This is a genomic window from Scytonema hankhaensis NUACC26, from assembly GCF_045865695.1.
In the GTDB taxonomy this organism is placed as follows: domain Bacteria; phylum Cyanobacteriota; class Cyanobacteriia; order Cyanobacteriales; family Nostocaceae; genus Scytonema.
The window spans coordinates 36,689-55,939 of sequence record NZ_BAACAP010000226.1; the positions used below are offsets into that span (position 1 = coordinate 36,689).

General features: G+C 40.6%; 15 protein-coding genes and 1 pseudogene. 11 read left to right on the forward strand and 5 right to left on the reverse strand.

Annotated features, from left to right (window positions below; translation table 11 throughout):
- Positions 1-106: 106 nt before the first annotated feature.
- Together mraY and ACKTT2_RS32920 are read right to left on the reverse strand one after the other, a co-directional pair.
- Entirely contained in the window at positions 107-1,210 is a 1,104-nt protein-coding gene (gene mraY / locus ACKTT2_RS32915; protein ID WP_407894692.1) for a phospho-N-acetylmuramoyl-pentapeptide-transferase, read from the reverse strand.
- An 80-nt stretch (positions 1,211-1,290) separates the two neighbouring features.
- On the reverse strand, positions 1,291-1,530 hold the full coding sequence (locus ACKTT2_RS32920; protein WP_407894694.1) for a DUF3134 domain-containing protein: 240 nt from the start codon (positions 1,528-1,530) through the stop codon (positions 1,291-1,293).
- A 216-nt stretch (positions 1,531-1,746) separates the two neighbouring features.
- Between ACKTT2_RS32920 and ACKTT2_RS32925 the strand changes: the two genes are divergently transcribed.
- From ACKTT2_RS32925 to ACKTT2_RS32950, 6 genes and pseudogenes are all read left to right on the forward strand, one after another.
- Positions 1,747-2,331 carry a PAP/fibrillin family protein gene (locus ACKTT2_RS32925; RefSeq protein ID WP_407894696.1) on the forward strand — a complete coding sequence of 195 codons (585 nt, stop codon included), beginning with the start codon at positions 1,747-1,749 and terminating at the stop codon, positions 2,329-2,331.
- Positions 2,332-3,057: 726 nt separating this feature from the next.
- Positions 3,058-3,270 carry a photosystem I reaction center subunit IV gene (locus tag ACKTT2_RS32930; RefSeq protein WP_407894698.1) on the forward strand — a complete coding sequence of 71 codons (213 nt, stop codon included), beginning with the start codon at positions 3,058-3,060 and terminating at the stop codon, positions 3,268-3,270.
- A gap of 186 nt (positions 3,271-3,456) precedes the next feature.
- Complete coding sequence (locus ACKTT2_RS32935) at positions 3,457-4,344, forward strand: DNA-formamidopyrimidine glycosylase (protein WP_407894700.1); 888 nt, start codon at positions 3,457-3,459, stop codon at positions 4,342-4,344.
- 411 nt (positions 4,345-4,755) lie between these two features.
- Complete coding sequence (locus ACKTT2_RS32940; protein WP_407894702.1) at positions 4,756-4,971, forward strand: NAD(P)H-quinone oxidoreductase subunit O; 216 nt, start codon at positions 4,756-4,758, stop codon at positions 4,969-4,971.
- Positions 4,972-5,062: 91 nt separating this feature from the next.
- Positions 5,063-6,043: a malate dehydrogenase gene (gene mdh / locus ACKTT2_RS32945; RefSeq protein WP_407894804.1), complete on the forward strand. Its 981-nt coding sequence runs from the start codon at positions 5,063-5,065 to the stop codon at positions 6,041-6,043.
- A 167-nt stretch (positions 6,044-6,210) separates the two neighbouring features.
- Positions 6,211-8,789, forward strand: a pseudogene (locus ACKTT2_RS32950) (ATP-binding protein); the annotation flags it as partial.
- 2 nt (positions 8,790-8,791) lie between these two features.
- Here ACKTT2_RS32950 and ACKTT2_RS32955 read toward each other — a convergent pair.
- On the reverse strand, positions 8,792-9,271 hold the full coding sequence (locus ACKTT2_RS32955; protein WP_407894704.1) for a transposase: 480 nt from the start codon (positions 9,269-9,271) through the stop codon (positions 8,792-8,794).
- A gap of 95 nt (positions 9,272-9,366) precedes the next feature.
- Positions 9,367-9,747 (reverse strand): helix-turn-helix domain-containing protein, encoded by a 381-nt coding sequence (locus ACKTT2_RS32960; RefSeq protein ID WP_407894706.1) that lies wholly within the window; start codon positions 9,745-9,747, stop codon positions 9,367-9,369.
- Between the two features lie 115 nt (positions 9,748-9,862).
- Between ACKTT2_RS32960 and ACKTT2_RS32965 the strand changes: the two genes are divergently transcribed.
- The 3 genes from ACKTT2_RS32965 (at position 9,863) to ACKTT2_RS32975 (ending at position 15,145) form a co-directional block, all read left to right on the forward strand.
- On the forward strand, positions 9,863-12,778 hold the full coding sequence (locus ACKTT2_RS32965) for an ATP-binding protein (RefSeq protein WP_407894708.1): 2,916 nt from the start codon (positions 9,863-9,865) through the stop codon (positions 12,776-12,778).
- A 110-nt stretch (positions 12,779-12,888) separates the two neighbouring features.
- A complete protein-coding gene (locus ACKTT2_RS32970; protein ID WP_500691409.1) occupies positions 12,889-14,418 on the forward strand; it encodes an ABC transporter permease subunit in 1,530 nt (509 codons plus the stop codon).
- Positions 14,411-15,145: an amino acid ABC transporter ATP-binding protein gene (locus tag ACKTT2_RS32975; protein WP_407894711.1), complete on the forward strand. Its 735-nt coding sequence runs from the start codon at positions 14,411-14,413 to the stop codon at positions 15,143-15,145. The genes ACKTT2_RS32970 and ACKTT2_RS32975 overlap by 8 nt, the downstream gene beginning before the upstream one ends.
- A 667-nt stretch (positions 15,146-15,812) precedes the next feature.
- Here the strand turns inward: ACKTT2_RS32975 and ACKTT2_RS32980 are convergent.
- On the reverse strand, positions 15,813-16,721 hold the full coding sequence (locus tag ACKTT2_RS32980) for a LysR substrate-binding domain-containing protein (RefSeq protein WP_407894713.1): 909 nt from the start codon (positions 16,719-16,721) through the stop codon (positions 15,813-15,815).
- 261 nt (positions 16,722-16,982) lie between these two features.
- Between ACKTT2_RS32980 and trpB the strand changes: the two genes are divergently transcribed.
- Together trpB and trpA are read left to right on the forward strand one after the other, a co-directional pair.
- Positions 16,983-18,248, forward strand: coding sequence for a tryptophan synthase subunit beta (gene trpB / locus ACKTT2_RS32985; RefSeq protein ID WP_407894715.1), 1,266 nt, complete (start codon positions 16,983-16,985; stop codon positions 18,246-18,248).
- Positions 18,249-18,285: 37 nt separating this feature from the next.
- A complete protein-coding gene (trpA, locus tag ACKTT2_RS32990; protein ID WP_407894717.1) occupies positions 18,286-19,113 on the forward strand; it encodes a tryptophan synthase subunit alpha in 828 nt (275 codons plus the stop codon).
- Positions 19,114-19,251: the final 138 nt, after the last annotated feature.

Genomic DNA, 19,251 nt, shown 5'->3' on the forward strand with positions numbered 1-19,251 from the left:
TTCCTCAACCCAACCTACTGAATCTAAAATGGGATAAAACAAATAACCCCCTCAAGTTCAGGTTGAGGAGGTTATTTAACTCGTATTTAAGTTGTTGTTCAACACATCAAAATTGACCTATCGTAAGAGCGATGACAGCCAAAATTGCACTGATGATGTAGAACACAGCAACAACTTGTAACTCCGACCAACCAGTAAGTTCTAGGTGATGGTGTAGTGGAGCCATTTTTAAAAGACGCTTGCCTTTACCATCTGGACCTTTCGTAGCTTTGTAGTAGCTAACTTGCGCCATTACAGAAAGGGTTTCTACGAAGAAGATGCCACTGAGAATGAACAGTGCTACCAAGCTGTTTGCCAACAAAGCGACTGCTGCTAAAGCACCTCCTAAAGCCAAGGAACCGGTGTCTCCCATAAAAACTCGGGCTGGGTTGCGGTTGTGGACTAAGAAACCTACACAACCACCGCTTAGAGAAGCACAGAAAACCATCAATCCGGGCGAAGTTGGTGCGACTAAAGCACCTAACGCTAATAATGCGACCGCTACTGTTCCTCCTGCCAAGCCATCAATACCATCAGTGAGGTTAGTAGCATTGCTTTCCGCTACGAGTACAAAACCAGCTAAAGGCCAGAAGAGAAGCCCTAGAGGAATGTACAAACCAAAAGGTAAAGCTATATTCGTAATATGAGCGGGATGAGAAACTAAAAGCCACAGACAAAACAGAAATGCAAATGTCACTTGCAAAATCAGTTTCATGCGGGGGGACATACCTTTGTTTGACTTGCGGCGGAGAATTTGCCAATCGTCAATCCAACCAATCAACCCGTAGCTGAGTGTCAAAGCAGCAACAGCCAGTACTTCTGTTGCAAAGTTAGACCAGATGCAAGCAGAAATCACTGCTACGGGAACAAAGAATATGCCCCCCATTGTTGGAGTTCCTGCTTTTTTCAAATGAGCTTGAGGACCGTCCTCGCGGATAATTTGCCCCGTTTTCAGCGCTTGTAGCAATGGTACTGCCCAGAAACCAACTGCTGCTGATGCGACAGCACAGAATAGTAGAGGTAAAGTCAGTGACATACCTTGCCAAGGCATTCTATTTGCCATGCCGTCAAGAATTAGCGCTGATACACCCAGTCCTACACCGAGTAGGGAGACTAAACCTATGCCATTAATGATACTTAACCCTTGGTTAGGAGATAACTTAGCGTCCACGGATATTTCCCTTCACTCCACACTTGCAAAATTAAACAAATAGGATTTGGCTGTGCCAATACGTCTCAAGCTTGGATTAGCTATTCTTCATCTGGGACGACATCATCATCGTCATCATAGTCAAAATCGCTAATTCCGTCGTCAGTACTCAAAAACTCTGATATCTCTTCTTCTTCTTCCGAATAGTCGCTTTCATGAACATCTCGTGCTATAAGACGACCGTTTGCTTGCAGCCAATCTAACAAGGAAGACTCTTGCTTTAATGGAATTACAGGAGCTCGTCTGTTGCGGGGTTCCTCACGCAGTGGTGAATTTAGCATATTTACGAAGACACTATATGGAGATGATAACTAGACACTTAGAGTTTATCACTTGATAATGCACGATTTACTTGTTAATTCAACCCCTTTTTCAGAAATCAGACAAAATTATTTCTTAAAAGGGTAAAGAGTCACAGTAAATTAGCTTTTGGTGTGATGCTATACATTGTTCATCAATATATTTTCAATACTGACGTTTTTGAGGTGAAATTAATTATGTTAGGAAAAGCGACTCTTTTAGAAGCAATTGCAGGTAAAAATCGCGGTTTGATTGCAACTGAGCAAGAGAAACAAACCATTTTAATTGCAATTGCAAAATTAGAAGATATTAATCCTACACCCCGTCCAGTCGAAGCTTCCGATTTATTGGAAGGCGACTGGCGACTTGTATACACCACGAGTAGAGCTTTATTAAATATTGATAACGTACCTTTATACAAGCTCGGTCAAATTTATCAGTGTATACGCATACAAACTAACAGTGTTTACAACATAGCGGAAGTTTACGGCTTACCATTACTTGAAAGCATTGTTAGTGTTGCTGCCAAATTTGAGCCTGTTTCAGGTAGGAGAATCAATGTCAAATTTGAGCGTTCGATTATTGGATTACAACGGTTATTAGGTTATAGTTCCCCAGAAACTTTCATCCAACAGATAGAGGCTCGTAAAAAATTTACCGCTATTGATTTTACGCTCAATAGCAACGAACAACAAGGTTGGTTGGATATTACCTATCTAGATAACAATTTACGGATTGGCAGGGGCAACGAGGGTAGCGTGTTCGTCTTGGTAAAAGCATAAGAATTTCCCAAAAAAAAGTGTTTGCGACCATTGAAAATACGCGATCCCACAGCCGTTGTCAAGGAGGGTTTCACCCATTTCAGCCTTGGGACGCAGAGATTCACCAGTAAAATTACGGTAATCAGTGACCAGTAACCAGTGACCAGTGACTAGTGAGCAGTGATGCGATTTTACCTAAATCCCTCTGTCACTGTTCAGTATCAAAAGAAATCATTTCACTACTTTCCTTAAGTGCGATTATCCCTGATGCTTTCGTTCAAACGTCTTGGATGACAGATGGATGTATGGATAGATGACTTTAAGTTAACCCTGTGGACGAAAACCAGTCAAAATAAGTTTCTGGAGCGTTGCGGCTTTCTATCAAGCAGTCCGCAACTACTTATAGACATCCACACCCAACTTCTGCCAATCTGGATAAAAATTTTTTTGGTTAGGGATTGGGAATTGGGTACAAGGGACTGGGGACTTTGTTAGGGATTGGGAATTGGGTACAAGGGACTGGGGACAAGGAGGACAAGAAAGTATTAATAACCATCCCCAATCCTCAATTCCCAATCCCCATTGCCCCTTATCCCCAGAGGGGGCCCCGAGTTCCCCAATTCCCAATCCCCAATCCCCAATAGACAAATAACTTAACAAAACACCTGTAAACGACCTTAAACCTGTAGAGTGAAATCAATTAGCCTAATTTAGATTGGCGATTGATAACTAAAAGGGAAGAAACTCATGGTTCAACGTGGTTCTAAAGTCCGTATTCTCCGCCCCGAATCCTACTGGTATCAAGATACAGGAACTGTGGCATCCATTGACCAAAGTGGTATCAAGTACCCAGTCATCGTCCGTTTTAATAACGTAAATTACGCTGGCATCAACACCAACAATTTCGCAGAAAGCGAATTAGTCGAGGTCGAAGCTCCTAAAGCTAAGGCGAAAAAGTAACAGCTAGTTGCTAGCTATGATGAGGTAAAGGGAGGTAGGTGGACAAGGTGGACAAGGTGGCAAGGGGGACAAGATGGACAAGGGGGACAAGAAAGAATTTCCTCCTTTTCTACCTTGTCTACCCCCTCTACCTTGTCTTCCCATCTCTCTCCCCTTTCTCCTCTCTTATCACGGCTGACAAAACAAATGCCAGAACTGCCTGAAGTTGAAACAGTCCGACGAGGCTTAAATCAATTAACCCTGAACCAAAAAATCATTGGTGGAGATGTACTCCTCCATCGCACCATTGCTTACCCGTTATCACCAGAAGAATTTTTAACGGCTATTCAAGATAATGCGATCGCAACTTGGCATCGTCGCGGCAAATACTTACTAGCTGAACTCAGCTGCTCCACAAAAGACAAGGGGGACAAGGAAAACGATGTATCTTCATCTACCCCCTGTTCTGGCTTCCTAGGAGTCCATCTACGAATGACAGGTCAACTTTTGTGGCTGCATCGAGAGGAACCATTACACAAGCATACGAGAGTTAGATTATTTTTTCAGAGCGATCGCGAACTCCGTTTTGTAGATCAGCGTACCTTTGGTCAAATGTGGTGGGTACCGCCAGGTAAAGCGCCAGAAAGCATCATCACTGGTTTAGCAAAACTAGCAATAGACCCATTCTCTCATGAATTTACTGTAGATTACCTAGCAAACAAACTCAAAAATCGTCGCCGCCCCATCAAAACAGCACTCCTCGATCAGTCAGTAGTAGCAGGGTTAGGGAACATCTACGCGGATGAAGCATTATTTTCCAGTCAAATACTTCCAGAAATCTTATGTACAGATTTGCAGCGAGAGCAAATCGAACGCTTGCGCTCGTGCATCATAAAAGTCTTAGAAACCAGTATTACGCACGGAGGTACAACTTTTAGTAACTTCCTAAACGTCAAAGGCATTAACGGTAACTACGGTGGTGTTGCCTGGGTATACAACCGTACCGGAGAACCTTGCCGAGTTTGCGGCACTGCAATTCTACGTACAAGATTAGCAGGGCGTTCAAGTCACTATTGTTCCCACTGCCAAAGATAAATAAGGTTTTCCCAATCGCCCTTCGGGTATCTCCTCAGGAGACGCTTCGCGAACGCAGTCCCCTAGGTCGGGAAACCCTCCTTCAGGGCTGTCTCACCAATTGTCAATCCCAATGCCTAATCCCTAATCACCAATCCCCAATGCTATAAGTTATTCAAAATTCAAAATTTCAGATATTGCAATCCAATTGCAAACAACTTACTGTATAAAAATTAAGAGTACATTTAATCAACACCATGTAATCAAAAACCACTAACCATCGATACACGCTGGTGCAGACAGATAATTTTCCAAATTTTATCTGCGTACATCCGCGTTCATCTGCGGTTTAAATTTTGTCTTAACAGAATAAAAACTAAGCACGAGTTAAGATCCTTAATACAACAGTGTACAAACTCAAGAGGATTCCTCATGGCTGTCAAAAAAGGAGATATGGTTCGTGCTGTCCGCGAGAAATTAGAAAACAGTGTAGAAGCACAAGCCAGCGATACCCGATTTCCTTCCTACTTGTTTGAAACCAAGGGTGAAGTCGTCGAACTCAAAGGTGACTACGCCCTAGTGAAATTCGGGAAAGTTCCAACACCAAACATTTGGCTGCGTTTGGATCAACTTGAGGAGTTCAAATAAAGCTGTCAGCATCAGCTATCACCAGAGGTACTGATAGCTGGTAACTGGTGGCTGTACATCAACCACTAGCAAAAATACTCTAACTTTTATGATTAGCAATTCCCCTTCCTTCTCAAAGATAAGTTGTTTGCCCCGCGTCACCGTTATTGGTGCAGGTAAAGTTGGGAGTACCCTAGCCCAACGGATTGTCGAAAAAAATTTGGCAGACGTTGTCTTGCTAGATATTGTTCCAGGAATGCCTCAAGGATTAGCACTAGATTTGATGGAGGCAAGGGGAATTGAACTGCACAACCGCCAGATTATCGGCACAAATGACTATGCCGATACTGCTGAGTCTGATATTGTTGTCATCACGGCAGGTTTTCCCCGTAAACCAGGTATGACTCGAGATGACTTGTTACTGACAAACGCGAAGATAGTTGTGGAAGCAGCTAAAAAAGCACTCGTTCACTCTCCCCATGCAATATATATAGTTGTCACAAATCCCTTAGATGTGATGACTTATTTGGTATGGCAAGCAACTGGATTGCCACGCGATCGCATTCTAGGTATGGCTGGTGTCCTAGATTCATCTCGCTTTGAAGCCTTTATTGCCATGGAGTTAGGTGTTTGTCACCAAGATGTCAAAGCCATGGTGTTGGGAAGTCACGGGGATTTAATGGTACCCTTCCCCCGTTACTCCACCGTCAACGGCATTCCAATTACAGAATTGTTAGATACAGATACAATTAGACGGTTGGTAGAACGAACCCGTAACGGTGGTGCAGAAATTGTCGAACTGATGCAAACAGGTGGAGCTTTTTTTGCACCCGCTTCTTCCACCTGCATTATGGTGGAATCAATACTCCTCAATCAATCTCGCTTATTACCAGCCGCCGCATATCTTGAGGGCGAATACGGTTTAAAAGATATTTTTATTGGAGTTCCCTGTCGCTTAGGGTGGAATGGACTTGAAAGCATTGTAGAGCTAAGCTTGACAGATGAAGAAATAAGTGCTTTACACGCTTCCGCACAAGCTGTACGCAAACAAATTGATAGAGCACAGGAAATTTTTGCTGGTATGAGGAGATAACAGCTAATTGTCATAGTATCTAAGTGTTTTTCTTGCCAGTCGGGAACAGCCTTAAGTTGCTCATGATTGTCCCGGCTTGCCTTTATATAACGGAGAATTTCTAATTGTTAGAAACAGAAAATTGTAGGGAATGTTAAACATAGCAGTACTAGTCTACACTTTTTGCAATGCTTACATCCCTTGTAGTTCCAGGTTATGAATTAACCGAACTCATTCACTTAGGAGTCAACACCATTCTTTATCGGGGTATGTCGCAACTAGATCGACGAAGCGTCATCCTCAAAATTCTCAAAGCAGACTATCCCACCTTGGGTGAAATTACTCGCCTCAAACACGAATATAAAATTACGCAAAATTTAGATATTGAAGGCATTGTCAAAGTTTTAAGATTGGAAACCTTTGAAAATCGACTGGTACTAGTATGTGAAGATTTTGGTGGACGATCGCTCGAACAACTACTTGACACTCAAAAATTAGAGCTAGTTACCTTTCTAGATATTGCTGTGCAACTAGCACAAGCACTGGCATCTTTGCATCAACAGCATATCATTCACAAAGATATTAAACCCGCTAACATTATTATCAATCCACTTTCCGGACAGGTAAAGCTTACTGATTTCAGTATCGCCTCACTTATAAGCAAAGAAACACCCCAACTGGCTAACCCCAACCAACTCGAAGGCACTGTTGCCTATATGTCCCCAGAACAAACTGGGAGAATGAATCGTACTCTCGACTACCGCACTGACTTTTATTCTCTTGGTGTCACCTTCTATAAAATGTTAACTCTTCAGTTACCCTTTCAAAGCGATGACCTGCTAGAGTTAGTCTACTGTCATATTGCAAAACTCCCCGTTGCAATTGAGGAATTGAACCCAGAGGTACCTTCCGCTATCTCCTCTATTGTTAAAAAACTGATGGCGAAAAATGCAGAAGACAAATATCAGAGTGCTAAGGGACTATTAGCTGACTTAGAGATTTGTCTGAACCAGTTTAAAACCACAGGTGAGATTACAGATTTTACACCAGGACGCTTAGATGTCCTCAGTCAATTGCTCATTCCCCAAAAACTTTATGGCAGAGAAAAAGAAGTTGAAACTCTGTTAAAAGCATTTGAACGAGTTGCCGCTGGGGGGTCTGAGGAGCAATCCAAAATCCAAAATCCAAAATCCAAAATTGAATTGGTGCTAGTCTCTGGTTATTCAGGCATTGGAAAATCCTCTGTAGTCAATGAAGTTAATAAACCGATTACCCGTCAACGCGGTTACTTCATTAGTGGCAAATTCGATCAATTCAAGCGGAATATTCCTTATGCACCATTGATTCAAGCTTTTAGCTCCTTGAGCCGACAGTTACTGACAGAAAGTGCTACCCAAGTCTATGAATGGCGCAATAAAATCTTAGCAGCAGTCGGAGCAAACGGGCAAGTCATTATCGATGTGATTCCTGAAGTGGAATTAATCATCGGACCTCAGCCAGAAGTTCCTCAACTCGGTCTAACAGAATCACAACACCGCTTCAATCACATCTTCCTTGAATTTATCAAAGTCTTCACCCTAAAAGAGCATCCCTTAGTCATTTTTTTGGATGACTTGCAATGGGCTGACTCAGCTACCTTAAAATTAATGCAATTGCTGATGACTGACTCAGATAGTAAATATCTGTTATTAATTGGGGCTTATCGGGATAATGAAGTCAGTCCTACTCATCCTTTAATACAAATTATTGAGGAACTTGAGAAGACTGGCACTATTGTTCGTAATATAGTCCTTCAACCCTTAAATTTAACCGATGTTAATCAGCTTGTTTCTGATATATTAAATGATAGCGATCGCATACAATCTCTAGCTGAATTAATTTATAATAAAACAGGTGAAAATCCATTTTTTTTAACACAATTACTCCAGGTACTTTATCAAGAAAATCTCTTATTATTTAACTTTAATACCCTCAAATCCCCCTTTAATAAAGAAGTCAAGGGAGATGGCAATGGAGTCTTGAAGAGATACAAGCTGTTGGGATCGCAGATAAAAGTGTGGTGGAACTGGTAGCCAGTCGAATTGAAAAGCTACCATCAGCCACTCAAGAGGTTTTGAAATTAGCTGCTTGTATAGGGGATAAATTTACCTTAGATGTGCTGTCAACTGTAAATGAACGCTCGCCCTCAGTCACAGCTAACGAACTTTATTCAGCCTTACAAGCCGGGTTAATTTTACCTTTAAGTGAAGCTTATAAAATTCCTTTAGTTTTTGATGAAGAAGAATTAATTAAAAACCGCAGATGGACGCAGATGGACGCAGATAAAACGGAAAATTATCTACGTTTATCCGCTATAGGGTGGGGTTCACAATCCAAAATCTCTGGAGTGGGTTATAAGTTTTTGCACGATCGCGTGCAGCAAGCGGCGTACTCCCTAATTCCCTCTTCAAAAAAGCAGGAAACTCACCTAAAAATAGGTCAGCTACTTCTAAAACAGACATTACCTGAAGTACTGACAGAAAATGTCTTAGATATTGTCAACCAGCTCAATGTTGGTGTGGACTTGCTTACAAACCAATCCGAAAAAGACGAGCTAGCAAAACTTAATCTGATCGCTGGTAAGAAAGCCAAAGTATCTACTGCTTATGACGCTGCTGTTAAGTATTTAAATGTGGGGTTGGAACTTCTAGCAGCAGATAATTGGTTGAGTCAGTATGAATTAACACTAAATTTATATATAGAGATAGCAGAAACAGAATATAGCGGTTTTCAGTTAGATGCAGTACAATAGCCACAATGTTTGAACCAACCAAGAATGTCACTTAAATTGATAGTTTCTAAAGCATCTGTAATAGCTTTATCTAAATCGTAATAAGTTCTTGTTTCTTGTGAACGTAAAAATTCTTTAACTTTTGACCAAAAGTTCTCTATTGGAGAAAAGTCTGGTGAATAGGGCAATAAATAAATTAAATGAGCACCTACAGATTCAATAGCTTCTTTGATACCTACAACTTTATGAGAGCTAAAATTATCCATAACTACACAAGCTCCTGACCATAAATTAGGTACTAAAACTTGGTTAATATAGGTTTCAAATGCATTTTTATCATTTCCACCTTTAAAACTCATTGCACCAACAATCCCACGGGTAGCGATCGCCCCAATGATAGTTACATTTTTACCGCGCTTGTCTGGACGAGAACCGTGTGCTCTTTTTCCTTTCAGTGCCCTAGCATAGAGTCTAGTCATAGCTATATTTACCCCAGACTCATCAACAAAAACTAAATTGTTCAAGTCAAATGTACGGATAATTTCCCAAAACAATGAGTCTCAATTTTTTGACTCTATCCGTGTCTTGCTCTGCTGCGTGTCAGGTTTTTTTTTCGGGTCAATTCAAGCTTTTGTAACGTTTTACTCATTCCTGATGGACTAATTTTTATCTGAGCTTGTAACTCCATTTGTTCGCATAATTCTTCTAAGGTTGCATCGTTATTCTCTTCTACCAATTTTTGTAAAATTGGATAATGTTCCTCTTGTATTTTAGGTGGATTACCACTTTTCTGTGGTAATGGTTCGATACTTCCTGTGTCTAAATAGCGCCCTAGTAACGTCTGTATAAAACTGAGACTTACATGAAAACGTTTTGCCAGCTTTCGATATGAACCTTCTCGATTCCGAAAAGCCTCAATAATTTTTTGGCGCAAGTCCTGGTCGTAAGCCTTCATAAAAATTTGATTAATACACTCTATTCAAATTTTACCAGACTGTGTTGGACTCAACTGAAAACCGCTATATTTAAACGGTAATTTTGAGACTTTAAAATCACGAGCGAATATAGCTTTGCTAAAAGCTAATACTATCCTACAAAAGGTCAGGGTATATGAAATTCAAATTCAATCTTATACCGCTCAAAATTGCCAGCAAGAAGCCTTGGATATTGGAGTGCAAGTTCTGAAAACCCTTGGTGTGGTAATGCCAAATAAACCTACAATGTTACATATACTGGCAGCGGTCGTAGAGACCAAATTAACTTTATTTAGAAAACGAATAGAAGACTTAGCTGCTTTGCCAACCATGACCGTTTCTTATAAACTGGCGGCTATGCAAATCTTAATGCTTATTGTTCCTGCTGCCGCTCAGGCAGGCTCTTTGCTTTTCCCACTAATCATACTGGCAATGGTAAGGTTATCGGTTAAATATGGCAACTCAGCCGTTGCTGCTTTTGGCTACACTGTTTATGGTGGAATGCTATGTGACAAGTTTGGAGACATTGAAGCAGGCTATCGCTTTGGAAAATTGGGGTTGGCGCTGTTGAACAATATAAACTCTAAATCACTCAAATGTAAAGTTTATTTTGTGTTCAATGCTTTCATCCGCCACTTTAAAGAGCCTGTTAAAGAAACAATTGCACCTCTACAAGAGGCAATACATAGTGGGTTAGAAACTGGAGATATAGAACATACTAGTTATAATGTTTGGACATTAATTTATAATTTGTTTTGGAGTGGACAGAATCTGGAATTAGTTGAGCAGAAACTAGTGAACTATATTCAGCTACTTCAGAATTTAAAGCTAGAAGTAGTTGCTTTATCTATAAGTGTTCTTAGACAAACTATTTTAAATTTAAAAGGACAGTCTTTAGACAAATACGCTTTAATTGGTGAAGCTTTTCATGAAGTGGAAATGATATCTTGTTTTAGAGGTAATCCTGCTTGGTTAGGCGCGTTGTCTGTTAGCAAGACTTTTATTAATTATTTATTTAAAAATTATAAAGAAACTATTAAAAATGCTCGCTCCACAGAAAAATACCAAGCAAGTAGTTCGAGTTTTCTCATGTACTCTGTCAGCAACTTCTACTATTCACTAGCACTTCTAGCCGAGTTTAATAATGCCCCGCTCTTTGAGCAGAAGCTATACCTGAAACAAGTGGCAGTTAATCAGAAGAAAATGAGGCAATGGGCGTATCATGCTCCGTCAAACTATCAACATAAGTATGAGCTAGTAGAGGCAGAAAAAGCACGAATTTTAGGGAAAAAAGTTCGAGTAATGGATTTGTATGACAGTGCGATCGCCCTTGCAAAAGAAAATGGTTACATCCAAGAACAAGCCCTAGCTAATGAACTCGCAGCAGAGTTTTACTTAGCGCTCGACAAAACAAATATTGCCAAAACTTACATGACTGAAGCTTACTATGGCTATATCAATTGGGGAGCTATTGCGAAGGTAACAGACTTAGATGAGCGCTATCCTAACTCGATAATCCGTAGCTACAGCCTTACAACTGCAACAGATATAACCAGAAACATTACCACACATACAACTAAAACAACCTCAACCACAACCAGCAGCAGTCAAATTTTGGATCTGGCTACAGTGATGAAAGCATCTGTTGCCATTAGCAGCGAAATTATCTTAAATGACCTGCTTGTTAAATTACTAAACATAATTCTACAAAATGTTGGTGCCCAAAAAGGTTGCTTGATTTTGGTAAAAGACAATCAACTGTTCATTGAAGCGATCGCCACAAGAGAACATTCCTCTGTTGTCCTACAATCAATCTTAATGGAAACAAGCGAAGAGATTCCAAAGTCGGTAATCAACTACGTTGCTAGAACTCAGCAACCCTTGATTCTAAATAACAAAACGAGTAAAGATCTCTTCCCAAATGACTCTTACATCCTGCGTTATCAACCTCAATCAGTTCTGTGTACTCCCATCTCTTACCAAGGCAAATTAATTGGCATTTTCTACCTGGAAAATAACCTCGCAACTGAAGCATTCACGAGCGAGCGTCTGGAACTTTTGAAGCTACTGACGAATCAAGCTGCCATTGCCATAGAAAACGCCCGTCTCTATACCCGCGAACAGGAAAAGTCCCAGCAGTTACAACAATCTTTGCAAAAACTTTACTCTACCCAAGCACAACTGGTGCAGACTGAAAAGATTTCTTCTTTGGGACAACTAGTTGCTGGAATCGCCCATGAAGTTAATAATCCTGTAAGCTTCATCGCTGGCAATTTATCCCACGCCAACCAGTATGTTGAGGACTTCATTCATCTGTTGCATCTTTACCAAAAGTATTTGCCCGATCCACCTGTAGAAATTGCAGAGGAAATTGAGGCAATTGACTTAGAGTACCTGCTGTCAGATTTGCCCAAAATGATTTCTTCGATGAAACTGGGAACCAATCGCATTCGCGATATCATGCAGTCTCTACGTAACTTCTCACGGGCGGATGGAGATGATAAAAAGATGGTTGATATTCATGAGGGATTGGAAACAACTTTGATGATTTTGCAGCATCGCTTGAAAGCTAGTTCTAGTCGGGCTGCTATTGAGGTCATCAAAGAGTATAGTGATTTACCACTAGTGGAGTGCTATTCCGGTCAGCTCAATCAGGTGTTTATGAATTTGTTGGCAAATGCGATTGATGCACTAGATGAGGGAATAGGAGATGGGGCATGGGGCATGGCAATAACCGAGCGTACCCATTGTCCGACAATTCGCATCCGCACTATAGCACACAACAGTGATGCGATCGTTCGCATTGCTGATAAGGGACTTGGGATGACAGAGCCCGTGCAACAACGACTGTTTGATGCTTTCTTTACCACTAAACCAGAGGGGAAGGGAACTGGGTTAGGATTGTCAATAAGTTATCAAATTATTACTGAGAAACATGGCGGGGTACTCAAGTGCATTTCTTCCCCCGGTAAAGGTGCAGAGTTTATCATTCACCTTCCCTTACACTATTAGTAAAACTAATTACGATTATTAATACCGACTTACTTAATTCAAAAGTTACATTTATACAAATAAGCAAAAACTAGCTGCTTTATCAGCCGCATCTTTTTATCAATATGTCAATAAAGAAACGTAAAGTATTGCTATTGACGCTGTTACTCGCAGTCGCGATCGCCCTTGGCGCAAGCCGTACCCGGCTTATCGCAGTTACCACCACAATCAGTCACAGCAATTTTCTATATGCAGCCCCGTCAGTTGGTAAAGACACGTTAACAATGATTACTTCCCCTGATTACCCCCCTTATGAATATTACGATACCAAAGGTGGTGAAAGGAAAATTGTTGGCTTTGATATTGACGTTGCTAACACAATTGCCAAAGAACTTGGGTTTAAGCTGCGGGTAATGGAGTCAGATTTTAATGGTTTGATTCCCGCCGTTCAAGCAAAACGGGCTGATTTTGTCATGGCTGGAATGACGCCTACTCCAGAACGTCGAAAAAATGTTGATTTTTCTATCATCTATTACGAAGCCAAAGATACCATTATTGCTCCTAAAGGGAGTAATTTAACCAAACCAAAAGATTTATCTGGGAAAACAGTTGGCGTTCAACTTGGAACAATCCAAGAGCAAAATGCTAAGAAAATTTCTCAGAAAGTTCCTAATATAAAGTTAAAGCAACTCAACAAAGTCCCTGAAGCTATTCAGGAAATCAAATCAAAACGAATTGATGCGGCAATTGTTGAAGATACTGTTGCCAAAGGATTTGCTCGAGCTAACCCAGATTTACAGTTTAATGTTATTCCCTCAGCAGTAGAGGAAACAGGTTCCGCTATTGCCTTCCCAAAAGGTTCGACCCTCGTAGAACCTTTTAACAAAGTTCTTCAACAGATGAAGGACAGAGGCGAATTGGAAAAACTGGCAAAGAAGTGGTTTTCCCTAAACACAACTACAGAAGCAGCTTCGTCTTCAACACCAGCAACTTCAAAGGGTCTAAATCTAGACTTTCGTAGAATTGCTCCAGATCTTCCCTTTATTTTTCAAGGCATACCCATCACTTTATTATTTACTGTATTATCTGTATTCCTGGGTTTAATTTGGGGAACAGTACTCTCTTTGTTTAAGATTTCTGGCATAGAACCACTCGGCTGGTTTGCTAACGCTTATACCTCTATATTTAGAGGTACGCCACTGCTGTTACAGCTAGCATTGGTTTATTACGCCACACCCCAGTTGACTGGTTATGATATACCAGCATTGCAAGCAGGAGTGCTGACTTTTACCCTCAACTCTGGGGCTTATATGTCAGAAACCATTCGAGGTGGAATTCAAGCAGTGGATAAGGGACAGCGTGAAGCAGCAATGTCAATGGGGGTTCCTTACTGGTTGATGATGTGGGATGTTATCTTACCTCAAGCTTTGAAAAACATTCTCCCTGCTTTGGTTAATGAAACTATAGGATTGCTGAAAGATTCTGCTTTGGTGTCAACTATTGGTGTTGTGGAAATCTTACGCAGTGCTCAAATTATTGGTGCAAATAAGTATATTTACTTTGAACCCTTACTATGCGCCGGGTTAATTTACTATGTTTTGGTTATGGGTTTAACTTTTGGCGCATCAGCACTTGAAAGGAGGTTGAGACGAAGTGAGTGAAGCTGTTATTCGGACTGAATTTTTGTGTAAATCCTTTGGTAAACTTGACGTACTAAAAGATATTTCTACTAAAATTTCTCAAGGTGAAGTGGTTGCTATCCTGGGACCTTCGGGTTCGGGTAAGTCAACTTTTTTGCGCTGCTTGAATTTGTTAGAACGCCCTACTAGAGGCAGAGTTTACTTTAACGAGTATGAAATTACTATGCCAAAGGCGAATATTGCCAAAATTCGCCAACGCTTGGTAATGGTGTTTCAACACTTTAATCTTTTTCCTCACATGACGGTGCTGCAAAATGTCACTTATGCCCCAATTAAGGTTAAGAGGATGGACAAACAGGAGGCAAGAACTAAGGGGTTAGAATTACTTACTAAAGTGGGTTTGGCTGAAAAGGCAGATGTTTATCCTGCAAAACTTTCGGGGGGACAAAAACAGCGCGTTGCGATCGCTCGTGCGCTAGCTATGGAGCCAGAGATGATTTTGTTTGACGAACCAACTTCTGCTTTAGACCCGGAAATGGTGAAAGATGTTCTAGATGTGATGAAAGGTTTGGCACAAACGGGGATAACTATGGCAATTGTGACTCATGAAATGGGTTTTGCTAGGGAAGTTGCTAACCGGATTTTGTTCCTCGATCGGGGATGCTTGGCCGAAGATGCTACTCCTAGTGAATTTTTCAGGAATCCTCAGTGCGATCGCGCTAAACAATTTTTGGAAAAAATGCTTTGACAGTGACCACCTGACCAGTAACCAGTTATAATTTCCTACTTTTTCTCCTCTTCTTTGCTATTCGCTGTTTTCTGAATCCTCCATGACTTTTTGCATATTTTTTAGATAACGATCGCCATAACTTCATGGTCAATTGCTACACTATTAGAAGCAAACATTCAGTTTGCTCCTCACACCACACCGTGGCTCTCTTGTTTGTCAATGGCAAGAGGGCTTTTTTCTATGATTGGGGACTGGCGATTGGGAATTGGGTGAGGATTGGAAAGATATTTCAATGGTGGTAGGCAATACCCACTCTACAAAAAATAATATTTCAAAATTTAACATCTATCAAAAGTCAGATAAATTAGTGGTAAACTTGATAACTAAGGATAAGGAAAGTTCCCAATCATCAGAAAGATACGATGATAGGGAAGTTAATGTATGTTGTTGTCCAACATTAGTGTTGGCACGTACCGATGAAAGGTTCTACTGTCTGTAGGTAGATCTTGTATAAAATAGTTTTGCGATCGCTGCGATATTAAATCTTTAATGGAGCATTTAAGTCAATGATAAGAACAAACCGAACTGTGTAAAGGCATATAAACACACAAAAATCTTTACAAAGGACAAATGACTAATGACCGATGACAATCTTGACTAGTTAGCTTTATTCGGAACGACTTACTCAAACAGGTAATGGGACACTGCAAGAATTCTGTACGAGAGAAGCTAAATGTAGGAATTCGTGCAGTACTGGAGAGAGATCGTCTTTTCTCCACGCCACCACCATTTCTATTTCAAATGTCTCTTCTTGTAGCATTTTATAAACGACTCCTTTGCGCTGGAGGTTCTGCATGGAAGCAGGAACGATCGCAACGCCTACCCCACTAGCGACTAAGCCTAAAACTGTTTGTAACCAGACAGCCTCTTGGACGATTTTGGGAGTAAAACCAGCAACCTGACAAAGATTGATAACCTGATTGTAAAAACCTTGTCCGGTATGATGTACTGGCAAAATAAAAGACTCTCCTGCTAGTTTATTTAACGGAACTAAATGCTCCTTTGCTAAAGGATGGGTGATGGGCAAAGCTACAATAACTTGCTCTTTTAATACGGATTTATAGTTCAGATTGTCGCGGTCAAAATTTTGTAAGTGTAGAAAACCACAATCGATTTGGTTATCAAGAAGACTTTGAATTTGATTGTAAGAATCCATTTCGCGTAACAAAAGTTCTACGTTGGGAAAGCGATCGCGAAATTGGGTAAGGATTTCGGGTAGAACGCATTGTGTTGCAGAACTGTTGAATCCGACAATTAAACGCCCCACTTCACCCCGACTGACTCGTTGTGCAAGTCGGGTTGCTTGTTCTACATGAGACAGAATTAAGCGTGCTTCTTTTAAGAATTCTTGTCCTGCACTTGTTAATCGGAGGGGGCGCTTGCTACGCTCAAATAGTTTAACCCCCAATTCTGCTTCTAGATCGCCAATTTGTTGGCTGAGGGGTGGTTGGGCAATGTGAAGGCGATCGGCGGCGCGAGTAAAATTCAGTTCTTCTGCGACAGTAATGAAATATCTTAGGTGTCGAAGTTCCATGACCGAAACTAGTAAACGGTGATTAGCGAACGGAGATCGCCGATCCCCATACAGTATGAACCCTGTAAACGCTATATTTATAAAGTATAATCTACCAACTAATTAAATATTGGACATATAGTTTTTTTTCTTTTATGGTAAGTAACAAAGAGGTCTAACTTCTCTACTGTTTATAAGTAAAACTTTATGTATAGAGATATCGTAGGTAACAGAGGGGTTCCACCTTCTCTGCTATTTATAAATAAAAATCCCTGTTTAGAAATGATGTATTTTCATTCAGAATTCTCATCACCCGATTTGTTAAGCCATAATGGCTACTATGGGGAATTTGGAGGCAGGTTCATTCCCGAAATTTTGCATGAAACCTTTGAAGATCTAATTGAAGTATACAAAGCTGCACGTGCAGACCCTAAGTTCTGGCAAGAATTTACATTTTTGTTATCCAATTACTCTTGCCGTCCTACACCTCTGACTTTTGCAGAAAATTTAACAAAATATTTTGGTGGAGCAAAGATTTTTATTAAACGAGAAGATTTAAATCATACAGGAGCACATAAATTAAACAATGTTTTAGGACAAGCTTTACTTGCTAAAAGAATGGGAAAAACAAGAGTTATTGCCGAAACAAGTGCGGGTCAGCACGGAGTAGCAACGGCAACTGTTGCGGCAAAATTTGGATTGGAATGCACAATATACATGGGGGCTATAGATGTTAAACGTCAATATCCTAACGTTTTCTGGATGCAAAGACTTGGGGCTGAAGTTGTCCCGGTATCTACAGGAAGCCAAACTTACAAAGATGCCATTAATGAGGCGTTGCGAGATTGGTCTACTTTTATGGATTCCACCTATTACATATTTGGCACAGCCTGCGGACCTCATCCATATCCAGAAATGGTGTCTTGGTTTCAGTCCGTCATAGGGGTGGAAGCACGGCAACAAATTTCACAACAAACAGGAAAATTACCTTCTGCTGTCTATGCTTGTGTTGGTGGAGGTTCTAATGCTATTGGGATTTTTAGTGGGTTTCTTGATGACAAAAACGTTCAGTTAATTGGTGTAGAAGCAGGTGGTAGCGGGTTGAATTCTCACAAGCACGCAGCACGTCTTGCTTCAAAAGACGCAACAGTTGGTGTGGTACAGGGGTATAAAACTTATTTCTTGCAAAATAATGATGGACAAATGCAAGAAACCCATTCCATTGCTGCGGGTTTAGACTATGTTGGTGTATCGCCCGTGCTAGCACATTTGTTAGAACTCGGTCGGATTCAAGTCAGTACTGCAACAGATCAAGAAGTTTTAGATACTCTGAAACTTTGTCTCACTAAAGAAGGTCTTATTCCATCTTTAGAATCTACTCATGCTTTCGTCCAAGCATTTAAGGACGCACCCCGGCTTCCTCCGGAAGATTCTATTGTTGTTAACCTGTCAGGACGTGGAGATAAAGATATTTTCACTCTAGCAAATGCTTTTGGCGATCGCGCCTGGAAAGAATTCTTAAGCAACAAAATTGAGCAATTAAGTTAATCGCGGAAAATCACACGATTGAAAGAGGAAATGATTCATGAAAACACTATCACTTACTACTAATGTCACCACAACTTTAGAGAAACGTATTGTTGAAACTCGGCGGCAAAAAGACCTATTGTTAATGTCTCATGTCGTTCTTGGCTATCCTTCCTTTGATAGCAATAGAGTTGCCATCAATTCACTAGTGAATGCAGGTGTTGAACTGATCGAATTACAATTTCCTTTTTCAGAACCCATAGCAGATGGACTTGTTTTGATTAAGGCAAATCAAGAAGCTGTGGCAAATGGAGCAACAGTCAACGAGTGTTTTCAATTTGCCAGAGAAATAACAAAAAAACATTCTCGGACTTTGTTTTTAATTACTACCTACTACAATATTTTGTTCAAGTATGGAGTCAAGAAGTTTATTAAGTCAGCATCCAAGATTGGTATTGCTGGAGTAATTATACCAGATTTGCCTCCAGAAGAAGCTACTGAATATGTAGAGATTTGTAAAAACAATGATATCGCTGCTATTTTTCTATTAACACCTAAAACACGTTATTCGCGGATTCAACAAATTGCAGGAATGGCAAGCGGAATGGTTTATTGTGTTGCGCGTGCGGGAGTAACAGGCGATCGCACTAACTTCTCTGAAGATTTTGACAGTTACATACAGCGAGTTAGAGAAGCGACCAGTTTACCAATAGGAGTTGGTTTTGGAATTCAAACCAAGGAAGATATCGAATATCTAAAAGGGCGAGTTGATATTGCAGTTATTGGTACACAAGCAGTGAAATTACTAGTTGAGAAAGGAGCGCAATCACTCGGCGAGTATATGAGAGGCTTGCGAACTGAGACCATGAATTTTACGAAATTGTAAATTGTACTGATTAGTTCGGGTCGCTCAAAATTTTTTACCCTTCGACCTATTCTCATTCCCAGGATTTGTTCTCGTTTCTCGTTCCCAGGATTTGTTCTCGTTTCTCGTTCCCAGGCTCCGCCTGGGAATGCCTTTTTT